Consider the following 14,450-nt stretch of genomic DNA (forward strand, 5'->3'; position numbering starts at 1 on the left):
TAAAATAACAAGAGTTTTTCCCGCTATTTATTTGAAATTTCCGTCATATTTTGTCTAAGTAAAGATAAAAAAGTTACCTATCTCAGGGAATAGGTAACTAATGACTAAGAGGATTGTTTTATTTGTTTTCAATCGTTAATTTCTCTTTTAAAATTCAACTCTCCCTTATATTTTCTCCGAATGCTTCACAATCGCATCGCCAGCTTTTGAAAAATGATCTTTATATTCGACATGTTCAATTTCACAGCCTGATCCAATTGTCACTCGGTTTCCTCGAACTGTTTTTGCCTTTGTATATTCTAAATAGATATCGTCACCCTCAATTTGATCTGTAATTAAATGCTTAGAAAACAATTTACTTAAAATATCTAAACCAAACGTTCTTTTCGTTACTTTAAGTGTTCCACAACCAATTTCCTTCACCTTACAATCACCACCAATGCCGATGGTTATCTCGTCTGCACTTAATAGATCTTGAATCATGAATCCACCTTTTAAATGAACTGAATCAGATTCCAAGCTACCAAACAATTTTATATTTCCGCTAAGTGACACCATTTCACTTTTGATATTTCCTTTTATACGGGAAAACCCACTAATGTGGATAGATTTCACATCTGCATTTCCGTCAATTGTAATCGAACCGCTGATATCCATTGTTTCTGAAGTCAACGAACCAAGGATTTTAGAATTTCCGCTTATTTTCATGTTCTCTGACTTAACATTCCCGTTGATCCGGCTAGAACCGCTTGTTTGAAAACGACTACATTCGATATCACCACCGACTTTACCTGAGCCGCTAATTTTAACATTATGAAAAATTCCACCTGAAGTCGAGCCAGATCCTGAAATAATTAAATCGGCTGCTTGCGTGATTTTAGTCATATCGCTATTCCTCCACTAAATTTAGACATTTGATTTAATATGATACGTTGGTTTGTACCTGGTCCATTGAACAATTCGAACCTGATCGATGATGTATTTTCTAAGTAAATGCTATCTCCTTCAAAATTCTCTCCCATCGATTAAGCTCCCATCGATAATAAACTCTTAAGTTCCTCAATACTTTGTAAAATATCTAATTTGAAGACTTCTTTGGTAAGATCATCAACATAATAATATTCTTGCTTCAAGATTAATAAAAACGATGTAACGCCAAGTTTTCGAAAAATTAATAAATAAAAAGGCTGACCATTTAACCCACGGTAATGGTTCATTAAAAAAGTATAGAGTTGTTTACTTTCTTCTCGATTTGCTTCGCCTGATTTCAACACTTTATCGGTGATATAGGCTGAAAGGATCGCTTCAAACGATAATGACCTATTTCTTTCTTCCTCAGGAAACAAAACATTCACCGCTACCGATGAAACAATGTCACGTTCTATGATTTGATTAACGGTCATTGACACAGACTGTGGATTAGGTGAGAACATGTCAGCTAATTCATCTAGTGACAGATCGTCTTTCAAACTAACAATCTTCTCAATGCGATCTAATATCTTTTGTTTTGGAAAAAACGTTTCTTGTCCTGTAAAAGTCGATTTTCGAATAAACCATTCCTCTGGTATTAATTTTTTTCTCTTCCACCGATATAGTTGACCATATGAAATATGTGCTAATTCTAATAGATCTTTTTTTGCAATAAGATCATTTTGCATCATCATAACCTCCACAAAAACAATGTAACATAACACTGTTACATTGTAAAGACACAAAAAACCAGACCTACACGTGTTAAACCAAGTGAATTTTACGGCCATATACAACAAATACGAACCTCCGTATTTGTATAAATTTTCTATTGAAAAGGTGTTACTAGTGACCCTTTTATTTGAACTTAAACGTGCATTTTATATCTAGATAAACTATACTAGATTCATCCAATCCAACATTTTGAAAGCGCTTTAATGTATTTTATTGCCTAAGCCCTATCGGCTTGGGTTTTTTTTATTAGTCAATCATATATTCCTTAAAAAATGAGTGATGGCCGCATTCACCTCTTCATGCCAACGAGTGGGAAGTTGATGAGTTGCTCCTTCAACTAGAACTACGTTTGACTGCTCGAGCCTCGAAAAAAATTTATTATGTTTTTTTGTATACCAATCATTCATTCCATATAACGCTAAAATGGGCAATTTGTTTAATGTACTAAGTTGATCGAGTAAATTAGTGCCTTTTCCTTCACAATATAAGTCTAATACAGCTTTATTATTTGCTTTTAACATATAATCAAATAGTTCTTTTTTATCTTCTTCCGTTACTGAATGAGTAAACGTTATGAGATGGCTTAATAATTTCTTATTGTTCATTTTCATACAACCGATTCCAAATTTATAAATCAAAGCTAAAGTTATTGAACTTACAACAGGATAACCGCAAATAAGAATTAATGCTCCAAGATCGTTAGGAAATTTTTGAGCATACAACTGGCCAATTAAGCCGCCATCCGAATATCCTACGATAATGGGTTTCTTGAGTTTAAGAAACTCAACCAGTTCTTTTAAATCTTTGACATGTGTGTCTAGAACATTTCCTGAGTAAGGCTTGTATGAGCTTTTTCCATGCCCTCTTTCATCAAATAAAACAACTTTAAAATGTTCACTTAATTTTTTTTGATATTTAAAAATAACGTGCCCTGTGAGCGGTGGGTGAATAAAAATAATTGGATGTCCTTCTCCAATGGTTTCAAAGTAGATCGTCACGCCACTTGAATTTTCGAAAAAAGGCATACTTATAGCCTCCATCTGATCATAATATAAAGGTATTTTTATCGAATGGAGGCTATTCTATACATTTTTTTAAGGAGACATTTTTTGAACTATTGGTAAAAATAAATTCTAATACTATTTTTGGCAATCTTTACAGTAACCATAAATTTCAAATTTATGGTCTGTAACGACAAAGTTTGGGTCTAATCCGTGTATACTTTCCATTGGGCAGACATCGATTGAATGTGTCTTCCCGCATTTTAGACAAATAAAATGATGGTGATGATGATGCGAGCAGTAAAATTGATACATTTTCTCGCCATCCAGTTCCGTAGCCTCTAGTATGTTCATGTCTACAAATAGCGAAAGGTTACGATAAATCGTATCAAAACTAAGACCTGGATAAGTTGACTTTAAAGCCGTTTGGATATCTTTTGCTGAGATATAACCGTTGCTATTTTCAAAGAGCTGCAAAATATCCTCTCTCTTGTCGGTATGTTTATAACCTTTTTCTTTAAGTGCAACGAGGGCATCACGCTTATTCATCGCACATCACTTCTTTCCTCATTTTCATTTCCTCATACTTCCTAAATATAAGTATTAATTACATCATAACAGACGGTTAACCGTTTTATCTACCAAAACCTCTTATACAACATGACTATCTCAATCGTGAATAGACGTGTTTAATTTATATTTCATATAGCTCAAGCGGAAGATGGTCAGGATCTTGAAAAAAAGTAAATAATTTACCCGTAATCGGGTCTTTACGAATCGGCTCAACTTCTATATCCGCTTCTTCTAGTTCTAATTTAGCTTGGTTAATATCCTTGACCTTAAGCGCTAAATGCCTTAACCCACATGCTTCTGGTTGAGTTAACCTTCCAGGTGGACTCGGGAATGAAAACAATTCGATTTGATCGCACTCACCTAATCTCAAATCGCATTTATATGAACATCTCTCTTCTCGGTAATGTTCATGAATCACTTGACAACCCAAAATAGTGACATAAAAATGCTTTGATTTTTCATAATCCGAACAAATAATAGCAATATGGTGGATACCCATAATTTCCATATCTATCCTCCCTTTTTTATTACCTTTTTAGCGATTTTCTTGGTATTTATATCTGTACGTCCCTCTTGTTAATCATTATAGTACAAGAGATCATGTTGTATAAAAATTTTTCTAGTAATGTTTTATTTATATTGAATAAGGGTATAAGTAACATAAAAACATAAAAGGAGATACAGAATTATGAATTTAGGTTTAAAGGACAAAGTCGTTGTCGTTACAGGCGCCCATGCCGGTATGGGACTTGCCATTACAAAAGCCTTTCTTAACGAAGGAGCAAAGGTTGTAGCAGGAGATATACATACCGAGGGATTTCAAAACATTGCCTCACAGGATATTCTATTCCCTGTTGAAGTCGATCTAAGTACACAAGAAGGCGCTGAAACATTAATTAATCAAGCGATTGGTCGATTTGGAAAAATTGATGTTCTTGTCAATAATGTCGGTATTGCAAAATATAAAAGTAGTTTTTTGGATTTAACTGATGATGACTGGGACTATACGTTAAGAACGAATTTGTATAGTATGATTCGGGTCAGCCGTGCTGCTATTCCTCATCTTACTAAACAAGACCATTCTTCCATCATTTCTATTGCTTCAGAAAGTGGTCATCAACCAGATGAATTTGCCATCGACTACAGCGTAAGTAAAGCAGGGATTATCAACCTTACGTCAGCCTTAGCTAAAGAATTTGGACCTGAAGGGGTTCGTGTTAACTGTGTATCTCCCGGACCTACTCGAACACATATGTGGGAACAACCGGACGGTATGATTGATATGCTTGCTGAAAAATTTAACATGGATGGTGAAAAAGCCATAGAACATTTTGCGAAAAATGTAAGGCAAATCCCCAGAGGTTCTATTGGTCAACCCGAGGAGATAGCAGCCGTCGTTGTCTTTCTTGCTTCAAGCCAAGCTTCTTACGTAACAGGATCTGAATATGCTGTTAATGGCGGTTCAATAAAGTATGTATAATAAAATGGTTAAATGAAAATGCTCCTCAAATGGGAGCATTTTTCATTTTATGATTCTTGTTAGATCATTTTTTAATATCACAAGTTGCTTGATCTAATTAATAATATCCCGGTCTTGGACCATAGTAAGGGGGAACTGATCCATATCCATAGCCCGGTCCGTAGCCATATCCACCACCATATGGATAAGGACACCCATAAGGACCACATGGTCTAAGAGCTAAAATACTACCTAAACTAACCCCGATCAATCCGCCCGTCAATGCTCCGACAAATGGGGCACCAAATAATCTTTCATCTTCATAATCATAAGGACGATGTGCATTCCCTTCAAGCGGTTGTATATACACGTTCTCATGGTCGACAGAATGAACAATTCCTTGATAAACCTTGCCGTCTGCACACATGATTTCTACTGGTTGGTTCAAGTACTGATAAGATTGATTATAGGTATCTCGAATAGACATTAAGCCACTCTCCTCTTTTTGTTGCATCGTAAACGAAACAAAACAAGACATATGCCTGCCTCTCATTCAATACTATATGTCACCTAAAGGATTATGAGAGGGCTCATGCCTAGAAGAGGTCATTTTAATTATGACTTCTGTTTTTTCTTCATTATAGTTTTGAATGTTTTCTCTAAATCTCTTTTTTCTTTCATCAGAAACTATTAAAAGCCTTGCTCCTATCCATTTGATAAGAGTCAGGGCTTTATCTTTATCTTTATCTTTATCTTTATTTTTATTTTAAAGCTTCCGCAACGGTTTGAATCACCGTATCAATTTCTTCTTTTTTAATAGTCAATGGTGGTTCAATTCGAATTGTTTTCGCATTGACTAGGGTTCCGGCTACAAGGACACCTTTATCAAATAATTTCTTAGAGAAATCATAGCCAATTTCATCCTCTTGAAATTCAATCCCAATCATAAGACCTTTGCCTCGAATCGCTTTAATTTTGTCTTCATGACCTTCAGCCGCTCTTTTCAAGCCATCGAGCATATATTCACCCATTTGTGCTGCACGTTCTGGTAATTTTTCTTCAATTAAAATATTAATGGTCGCGATTGCCGCTGCACAGGCTAATGGATTTCCTCCAAAAGTTGTCGTATGCATGAAGGGGTTCGGAAAAAGGTTTTCAAACACTTTCTCGTTCGCAATGACGGCTCCAGCTGGCATGATCCCTCCACCAAACGCCTTAGCAAGACAAAGAATGTCTGGGACAACATTAGAATGTTCCGAGCAAAACATTTTACCCGTCCGGCCCATGCCTGTTTGCACTTCATCAAAAATAAGTAATGCTCCAAACTTATCACAAAGCGCTCTCACTTGAGGGAGATACTCTTCAGGAGGAATAATAATACCGCCTTCACCTTGAATCGGCTCTAAAAGAACCGCTGCCACGTCTTCTCCAGTTAAAGCACAGGCTTCCATTGTTTTCTCAAGCATCTCAATATCACCATATTGAACGTGACGGAAGCCGGAAACTAATGGAAGAAATGGCTTACGGAACATCCCTTTTGCTGTTCCCGATAATGACCCTAAACTTTTACCATGGAAGGCACGTGTCGCAGCAATAAACGTATGACGCTCAGGGTTATACATTTTGGCAAGTTTAAGACTTGCTTCGACGCTTTCTGTGCCACTATTCGTAAAAAATGAATATTGAAGATCACCTGGTGTGATATCAGCAAGTATTTTAGCTAGAAAAGCACGAAGAGGGTCTAGTAAATCTTGGCTATGGAGCGCTTGACGATTCATTTGATTAACGACAGCTTCAACAACTTTTGGATGACGATGACCGACATTGTATATACCAAATCCACCTAAACAGTCGATATATTTCTTACCATTTACGTCTTTAAAGCAGTCCCCTTCATCTGACCATTCCACAGCCGCAAATTGTTCATCTTTAGTTACTGACTTGCGATATTTTAAAAATCCAGGATTGACGTAATCTCTAAAATCTTTAACCGTTTCTTGAGTAATCCATTCTGCATCTTCTTTTGTGATGTCAGCATCCTTTTTATTGATAAGGCCCAATACCTTTTTTGCATACTCATTCGCTTCATTAACTTTCCTGTTTTTTAAATCTAATGTATCCATTGACATGTTTAATTCCTCCTATTTGATTCTTCCTGTTGTTTTTTAATTCTTAAACCAACCGATGGGTTCTACTTGTAAATTGAAATTGATTTGTTTAATTTCAAGAAATTCATCTAATCCATAGGTTCCTAAACTGGAACCAATCCCACTTTGTTTATAGCCATGCCACGGAGCTTCATTATATGTGCCATGGTATGTATTCACCCAGGTGATCCCCGCACGAACTTTCTTAATCACACGCATCGCTTTGGCAGCATCTTGAGTAAAAACGCCACCGGCTAGACCATATTTTGTATCATTTGCGAGTTTAATTGCTTCACGCTCATCTTTAAATGTTTGAAAGACAACGACGGGCCCAAAAATTTCTTCCTGAACAATGCGCATATCTGGCGTCGTATGGATAAATACCGTCGGAGCAACGAAATAACCTTTATCATATCCTTCATCAAGGATCCGGTATCCACCGCACGCAAGTTCAGCCCCTTCTTCTTTTCCGATCTCGATATAACGAAGCACTTTCTTCATATGCTCCTCGCTTACAAGTGGGCCCATTTCAGATTCTGGATTCAAACCAGGTCCGACCTTGATTTTTTTTGTTCTTTCAACAAATCGTGAAATAAAAGCCTCTTGAATACTTTCCTCAACCAAAATACGAGAACCAGCTGAGCAGACTTGACCTGCCCCCGAAAAAATACCAAATAGCGCATAGTCAACAGCTGTTTCAAAATCACTGTCTGCAAAAATAATGTTTGGTGATTTCCCGCCGAGCTCAAGAGACACTTTCTTCATGTTACCTGCTGCCGTTCTCATGATGTGGCGGCCGGTTTCTGTCCCACCTGTAAATGAGACCATGTCAACGTCATGGCTTTCAACAATCGTGTGACCTACCACTTTTCCTTCCCCTAAGACAAGATTTGCCACTCCATGCGGGAGACCAACCTCTTCGAAAATCTCAAACAATTTTACTGGGGTGACCGGAGTCACTTCAGATGGTTTATAGACAACGGTATTTCCTGCAGCGAGTGCTGGAGCTAGTTTCCATACACTCATTAATAGAGGATAATTCCATGGGACGATAAGCCCACACACGCCAATCGGCTCTCTAACAACCATTGCTTGCATGTTATCAGGAACGTGATAGGTTTCCCCATGAGGAGCACGAATCAAACCTGCATAGTAACGGAAACAGTTGGCTGCATCGCTCATGTCATAACTCGCTTCTCGTAAGGTTTTACCATTATCGAGAGTTTCCAATTTAGCTAATTCCTCTTGTTTCTCATCAATCTTTTGTGCGATTTTCAATAAAACTTCTGCTCGCTCCTCAGCCGTTTTCTCGGACCAAATTCCTGATTCAAACGTTTTCCTTGCAACTGAAATAGCATATTCAACATCTCTAGTTGTTCCTTCAGCCGCTTCGGCAATAATCTCTCCGTTTGCAGGATTGACAATTTGACGTGTTTGGTTGGTACTTCCTGCTTGCCATGATCCGTCAATAAACATATTTAATTTCATTACTTTACGATCCATTGATACAACCATGCCATGTCTCCTTCCAACCGCTTTTAGATAATAGTTAATTAGATTTCCTCTTAATCTAATACATGCAAACTTCATGCCAACTCTTAATTTATCTTTTTATTCATTGAAAACCTTAAAGAAATCACTACCTGAGGCATTAAATGATGCAATTTGTTTCCTACCGAATAAAAAGGAGTTTTCTGGACTATGCATTTTTGCATAATGGTATTCTTAATTGCATTTTTAGAGAAAAAAATGAACCACCATCCGTGTCATAGGAATGGTGGTTTGAACATGTTCTTTATTAAAACTAAGTAAATCGATTACGAAAGTATTCTTTTCTGTTCTGCTAAGCTGAAATTTAACAAAGAGTCCAGTTTATTGATTTTGCTCTAACAGTTTCTTATATTTCCGACTTACCGTGGATTGGCTTATTTCAAGAACCTCCGCTGCACGGATGGTCGTTTTGTAGCGCTCCATCGCCAGCATAATTAACTCACTTTCTAATTTTTCCTTTGCCTGTTTCATAGGTATGACTCGATTCAGTGGTCTCGATTCTGGCAAGCTTAAATCAAACTTGATCAGCTTCGACACGAGATCAGCATAAATGGTATCTTCATCCGAGGCTACGATTAATCTTTCAATGACATTTTGTAGCTCTCTAATATTCCCTGGCCAACTATACAATTCTAGTAAGTTTAATGCATCAGGCATGAACGTATAATGTTTATTATATTTTTCATTAAATTGTTTTAAAAAATGCATGGTTAGCGGAGCTATATCTTCTGTTCGCTCACGCAACGGTGGTACATGAATTGGAATCACATTCAAGCGATAATAGAGATCTTCACGAAATTTTCCTTCTTTTATCATCATAGATAAATCACGATTAGTGGCTGCGACAACCTGTACATCAATCGGAATGGTTTTTGTACTTCCGACAGGTACGACTTCATTTTCTTGCAAAACACGAAGGAGTTTTACTTGAAGTTGAATTGGCATTTCACCTATTTCATCTAAAAAAATCACACCGCCATTTGCTTGTTCAAAATACCCTTTTTTACCTTTAACGTCTGCTCCAGTAAAAGCGCCTTTGACATAACCAAACAATTCACTTTCTAATAATTGTTCAGGAATAGCTCCACAATTTAATTTAATGAATGGCTGACTAGAGCGCTTGCCCATTTGATGAATCGCTTTTGCTACGACTTCTTTACCTACCCCAGACTCACCACTTATCAAGACTGTTGAAGAAAATTCAGCTATCTTCTTAACACGAATCATTAATTCTTCCATACCGCTACTACGATAAACCATCTGATTAAAAAATAAATCTTTCTTTTTTAAACCATCTAATTCTTTTTTATATTTGTCTAATTGCTGTTTTAAGTTGGCTGTTTCTGTTATATCCCGCAACGCAATAATAATTCGTTGCAGATCCCCTGCTTCATCCAATATGGGTGTACCTACAGTAAGCACTTTTTTCCCAATTTTTGTTTCATATACAACGGAGTATTTTTCCTTGTTATCTTTTACATATTGGATGGCTATCGGATCGAATTCACTATCAAAATCCATGTGAAGCAAACATTTTCCAATAAACTGTTTAAAATCGATATCCCAATAATCTGGCGTCATAGCTTCACTGCATCTTAGGAGTATGCCATTTCTATCTAATACTAAAATGTCATCATATACACTGGATAAAACAGCATTTAAATCATTATTTAAATTCTTAACATACTCCATTTCCATGGCCATTTTCTCTACCATTGGCAAATCTTGAACAACGATGACAACTCCACTTACTTCCTGACCATTTTGAATAATCGGACTATAATCAGCAAGAATCCCCATGTTATCCTTTGTAATGATTTGATTCAATAACGTTTCACCCGTACGAAAAACACAATCAATATGTTTTTGTTTAAAAATGAGACAGGCTGGGTGGTTTATCACTTCCATAGCCTTTCTTTTGATCATTTTCAAACCCGAATCATTACAATTAATAATTTTTTGATCTTGATTGACGACAAAGATGCCCATTGGGATCGATGTTAAAATTGTTTTTAATAAACCTGTATTTTGACTATCACTTTTAAACATTTCAACAAGCAAATCTTCTCTCTTGATATAACCGATAATTTGATTATTTTCATCTTTAACAAGAGTCACAGCTTCCCCTATTACTTGATAAAGATCAAGTAGCGTATGTTCTTTGTTCAGAAAGCAGGCATGATCCAACGAATGGGTAAGTTGTTTAATTTGATCAAGAGTCACAGTTTCAGTATCTTTATTAAAAGCATCTCTAACGTTTAAGTAGCCCGTTAACCGATGACCATCTTTCAAAAAAATATAATCATTAAAAGAATGTCTCAAATATTCCGATATTTCTTTCTCTGATTGATTGATAGCCATACTAACAATCGGTCTTATTTTCTCACTAGGAATGGGTAGCATCTATTAATCGCCCTCCTTATGAAACGATTATAACACACCTAGTTATAAATAATGACATCAATCGTTAGACGCGTAATCGTTATGTTATGTTTTTTTACACGACTATTGCGCTTTTAGTTCAACTGTTTCTTCAGTAAGTTCAAAATCAAATTGTTTAGGTTGGACCTTAAATAAACGTGTTTGCCAAAGTAAGTAGATAAAACCAATGGCTGACCAAATTAAACCAAAATAAATCGAATCATGGGATAATGAAGTCAAAAGCACAACGATAAAAGCAAACCCACCTAACGGTAATATTCCGTAGTTGAAAATATCTTTAACTGATTTTAAACGTTTTTCCTTAAACAAGTAATGAGCGATAACAGATAAATTAACAAATGAAAAAGCCGTCAGCGCACCATAATTGATAAAGGAACTAATCAAATCTAGGCTAAAAGACATGGACGCAAAAGTCACTAAGCCAACTAATATAACATTAAACATCGGTGTTTGAAAACGTGGGTGAACATAACCAAATGCTTTTCGTGGTAAAACACCATCTCTACCCATAACATACATTAAGCGGGAAACACTTCCATGCGAAGCCAATCCAGAGGATAGTACCCCTGCAAATGCCGCAGCAAAAAAGAACACTTGAAAGATCATACCAGCTGAATATTTTGCTATTTCAGGTAACGTATCATCCGTATTTTTGAATGTTGAAAGGTGTGGATATAACGATTGTGCAAAATAAGAGGCCGCAATAAATAAAGCTCCACCAATTAATGTGGTTAAGAGAATCGCTTTTGGTATGGTTTTCTTTGGATTCGGTGTTTCTTCTGAAAATGTCGTTACAGCATCAAATCCTAAGAAAGAAAAACAGACAACCGTTGCTCCCATCATCAATGTTTGAAAATGAATTCCTGAATGAATAAACGGCTCTATACTAAAAATCGCACCATTACCATGGCCGTTATGTAACTTTACCATTGCGATGATTGAAAAAACAGCGACCATAATAATTTGTAAAAAGACGAGTGTACTATTAAAACGTGAAGCTAGTTTTATACTCCAAATATTTAAACCCGTTAACAATATAACGTAAGCTGTAATCCAAATCCAAACTGAGATTTCAGGGAAAAATGAACTCATGTAAATACGGATAATAAGGGCATTGACCATAGGGAGTAACAAATAGTCGAGTAAAGAAGCCCAGCCAACCATAAATCAAAGATGTTGATTCATGGTCTTTGATGTATAGGCATAAGCTGTTCCTGCACTCGGCATGACTTGAACCATTTTTCCATAGCTAAGTGCCGTAAGTAACATAGCAACTAATGCGACTAAATAAGCGAGCGGAACTCCTCCACTTGTCGTTCCAGCAACAATTCCGAATGTGTCAAACACTACCATTGGCGTCATGTAACCTAAACCGAGTAAAACAATTGACCATAATCCGAGCGAACGTTTCAACGTTGTTTGTTCTTTCATAACAATCCCTCTTTCTCATAATATCTTGCACAGTGAAAAACTAACCGTTCATTCATTGATCATTAAGCAATTTTTATGCCAAAACGCTTAATAATTGAAAGAGCACAGTTATAAAAAGGGTTTTTATTAAATTTTTAAAATTATCATTAAATTCAATTATACATTATTGCATAACTTATGCATCACTGCATATTTATCTGTTCGCAGAATTAAATTGTTTAAAATTAGGCTTAACAAAGGAATAAAAAGATCAAAAACGGGTATACTAATGTATCATAATTTAAAGAAGGTGATATTTAAGAAAGTCGTAAATATTATCCTATTTCACTCATTTAAATTTGCAAAATCTGTTATTCCCTGTTATACTAAGGAAGAATTATTTTTGTTCGGTCTTGATTAAGAAGTATCTACTTTAAATCTTAAAGAATTGAGCAAGGATAGTAACAAATGTGTGCTTAACGCACTAGGAGGCAACAACAATGGAACAAGGTAAAGTAAAATGGTTTAACGCAGAAAAAGGTTTTGGATTTATCGAACGCGATGGTGGAGACGATGTATTCGTACACTTCTCAGCTATCCAAACTGACGGCTTCAAAACTTTAGACGAAGGTCAAGAAGTTTCTTTTGAAGTTGAACAAGGTCAACGTGGACCACAAGCAACTAACGTTGTAAAATTATAATACAAAAGATATAAAGCAGACTCTTATAAGAGTCTGCTTTTTTATTTGTTGTAAATTTTAAAAAAATAACTCCCTATTCGTATAAGAATAGGGAGTTTTATATAGCAAGTACAGTATTTCAAATGGTATATTCAGTATAACATAACTTGTCACGATTCTCCAACATATCTGCTTATTCGACAAATAATTTTATCTAAACCAGATTTAGGTTAACATAATGTTTTTCTATAATATTATGATCTTCCCTTAAGTTGATGTAAAATGAATAGGACACATATTTCCTTTCATCTATCAAGTTCATGATGTTATAGGTCATTAGCATATGGACGATTGACGCATAAAAAAGAATAGATGGAACATATTAGAATATTAATTTAATAAGGAGGTCTATTTAATGCTACAACCATCATATGAATTCTTATTTGATTTATTAGCTACTCCATCCCCTTCTGGCCAAGAAGCTGTTATTCAACGCAAATGGGCATCTTATGTCAAACCTTTCTGCGATGAAATACGTACAGATTCTTCTGGAAATGTGATTGGTGTCTTAAATCCTGAATCATCCTTCAAAGTACTTCTTGCTGGTCATTCTGATGAAATCGGTTTTATTGTTCGAGGTATGGACGATAATGGATTTGTATACATAGATAGTTTGGGAGGAATCAGTCCAAAACCCGCCATCGGCATGAAAATTGAAATTCTTGGATACAAACAACACATTGTAGGAGTTGTTGGCGTCAACGCCGAACACCATGGTGGAGTGAAGGAGGAAGTTGAGTTTAGCGATTTATATCTTGATTGTGGAGCAAAATCCAAAGAGGAAATCATGAATTATGTGCAGGTTGGTGATCTTGCTGTTTATAAGCGGGAACCTGAAAAACTCCTTAATCAAAGACTAAGTGCTCGTGGTTTGGATAATCGAACAGGCGCTTTTATCATTGCTGAAGTTCTGAAACGTTGTAAAGAAAGAAATAGTAAAGTTGGACTCTATGCAGCAAGTACAGTTAACGAAGAAACAAATATGGGTGGAGCATATTTTGCTGCTAGTCAAATAAAACCCACTCTTGCTATCGCTTGTGATGTCACATTTGCTACCGATTTTCCAGACGTGGATCAAAATAAGCATGGTCATATTACATTGGATGGTGGGCCAGTATTAGCTAAAGGGGCCCCTATAAATCATAAGATCAACTCAATCATTGAAGAATCAGCAAAAAGATTAAATATCAACCTGCAATATGAACTAACACCTAGGATGACGGGCACCGATGCAGATAGAATGCGTTTAACCGGTGAAGGAGTACCGATTGCCCTTGTTTCTTTGCCTCTTAGATATATGCATGCCCCGGTAGAAACCGTAAGCTTTAAGGATATTGAACAAGAAATAGATTTATTAACAGATATGATTTGTCATCTGACCGGTGAAGAAAATTTAAATCCTGTTGATTTATGATTTAAACAA

General features: G+C 36.1%; 13 protein-coding genes and 1 pseudogene. 3 read left to right on the forward strand and 11 right to left on the reverse strand.

The window, feature by feature from the left end; genetic code table 11:
* Nucleotides 1–165: 165 nt before the first annotated feature.
* From GMB86_RS13865 to gloA2, 6 genes are all read right to left on the reverse strand, one after another.
* Nucleotides 166–885: a polymer-forming cytoskeletal protein gene (locus GMB86_RS13865; protein WP_155220914.1), complete on the reverse strand. Its 720-nt coding sequence runs from the start codon at nt 883–885 to the stop codon at nt 166–168.
* Nucleotides 882–1,022: a hypothetical protein gene (locus tag GMB86_RS13870; RefSeq protein WP_155220916.1), complete on the reverse strand. Its 141-nt coding sequence runs from the start codon at nt 1,020–1,022 to the stop codon at nt 882–884. The genes GMB86_RS13865 and GMB86_RS13870 overlap by 4 nt, the downstream gene beginning before the upstream one ends.
* A gap of 3 nt (nt 1,023–1,025) precedes the next feature.
* Entirely contained in the window at nt 1,026–1,658 is a 633-nt protein-coding gene (locus tag GMB86_RS13875) for a YhbD family protein (RefSeq protein ID WP_155220918.1), read from the reverse strand.
* 300 nt (nt 1,659–1,958) lie between these two features.
* Nucleotides 1,959–2,729 carry an alpha/beta fold hydrolase gene (locus GMB86_RS13880; protein ID WP_196220241.1) on the reverse strand — a complete coding sequence of 257 codons (771 nt, stop codon included), beginning with the start codon at nt 2,727–2,729 and terminating at the stop codon, nt 1,959–1,961.
* 114 nt (nt 2,730–2,843) lie between these two features.
* Nucleotides 2,844–3,254 carry a Fur family transcriptional regulator gene (locus GMB86_RS13885; protein ID WP_155220924.1) on the reverse strand — a complete coding sequence of 137 codons (411 nt, stop codon included), beginning with the start codon at nt 3,252–3,254 and terminating at the stop codon, nt 2,844–2,846.
* A 145-nt stretch (nt 3,255–3,399) separates the two neighbouring features.
* Nucleotides 3,400–3,786, reverse strand: a complete 387-nt coding sequence (gene gloA2 / locus GMB86_RS13890; RefSeq protein ID WP_155220926.1) for an SMU1112c/YaeR family gloxylase I-like metalloprotein — start codon at nt 3,784–3,786, stop codon at nt 3,400–3,402.
* Nucleotides 3,787–3,966: 180 nt separating this feature from the next.
* Between gloA2 and GMB86_RS13895 the strand changes: the two genes are divergently transcribed.
* A complete protein-coding gene (locus GMB86_RS13895; RefSeq protein WP_155220928.1) occupies nt 3,967–4,758 on the forward strand; it encodes an SDR family NAD(P)-dependent oxidoreductase in 792 nt (263 codons plus the stop codon).
* Between the two features lie 97 nt (nt 4,759–4,855).
* Here GMB86_RS13895 and GMB86_RS15865 read toward each other — a convergent pair whose 3' ends face one another.
* The 5 genes and pseudogenes from GMB86_RS15865 to GMB86_RS13920 form a co-directional block, all read right to left on the reverse strand.
* Entirely contained in the window at nt 4,856–5,275 is a 420-nt protein-coding gene (locus tag GMB86_RS15865; protein ID WP_230459132.1) for an LSm family protein, read from the reverse strand.
* Nucleotides 5,276–5,498: 223 nt separating this feature from the next.
* Nucleotides 5,499–6,866, reverse strand: coding sequence for a putrescine aminotransferase (locus GMB86_RS13905; protein ID WP_408033844.1), 1,368 nt, complete (start codon nt 6,864–6,866; stop codon nt 5,499–5,501).
* A gap of 36 nt (nt 6,867–6,902) precedes the next feature.
* The gene (locus GMB86_RS13910; RefSeq protein WP_408033845.1) at nt 6,903–8,372 is read right to left on the reverse strand and encodes an aldehyde dehydrogenase family protein; all 1,470 of its coding nucleotides are present in this window, start codon (nt 8,370–8,372) and stop codon (nt 6,903–6,905) included.
* A 384-nt stretch (nt 8,373–8,756) separates the two neighbouring features.
* Nucleotides 8,757–10,838: a sigma 54-interacting transcriptional regulator gene (locus GMB86_RS13915; protein ID WP_155220930.1), complete on the reverse strand. Its 2,082-nt coding sequence runs from the start codon at nt 10,836–10,838 to the stop codon at nt 8,757–8,759.
* Nucleotides 10,839–10,940: 102 nt separating this feature from the next.
* Nucleotides 10,941–12,308: pseudogene (locus GMB86_RS13920) on the reverse strand (APC family permease).
* Between the two features lie 479 nt (nt 12,309–12,787).
* On the opposite strand from GMB86_RS13920, the gene GMB86_RS13925 reads away from it, so the two are divergent.
* Together GMB86_RS13925 and GMB86_RS13930 are read left to right on the forward strand one after the other, a co-directional pair.
* The gene (locus GMB86_RS13925) at nt 12,788–12,988 is read left to right on the forward strand and encodes a cold-shock protein (RefSeq protein WP_155220932.1); all 201 of its coding nucleotides are present in this window, start codon (nt 12,788–12,790) and stop codon (nt 12,986–12,988) included.
* Between the two features lie 394 nt (nt 12,989–13,382).
* The gene (locus tag GMB86_RS13930; protein WP_155220935.1) at nt 13,383–14,441 is read left to right on the forward strand and encodes a M20/M25/M40 family metallo-hydrolase; all 1,059 of its coding nucleotides are present in this window, start codon (nt 13,383–13,385) and stop codon (nt 14,439–14,441) included.
* Nucleotides 14,442–14,450 lie beyond the last annotated feature (9 nt).

This window comes from Terrilactibacillus tamarindi (assembly GCF_009718825.1).
GTDB lineage: Bacteria > Bacillota > Bacilli > Bacillales > Sporolactobacillaceae > Terrilactibacillus > Terrilactibacillus tamarindi.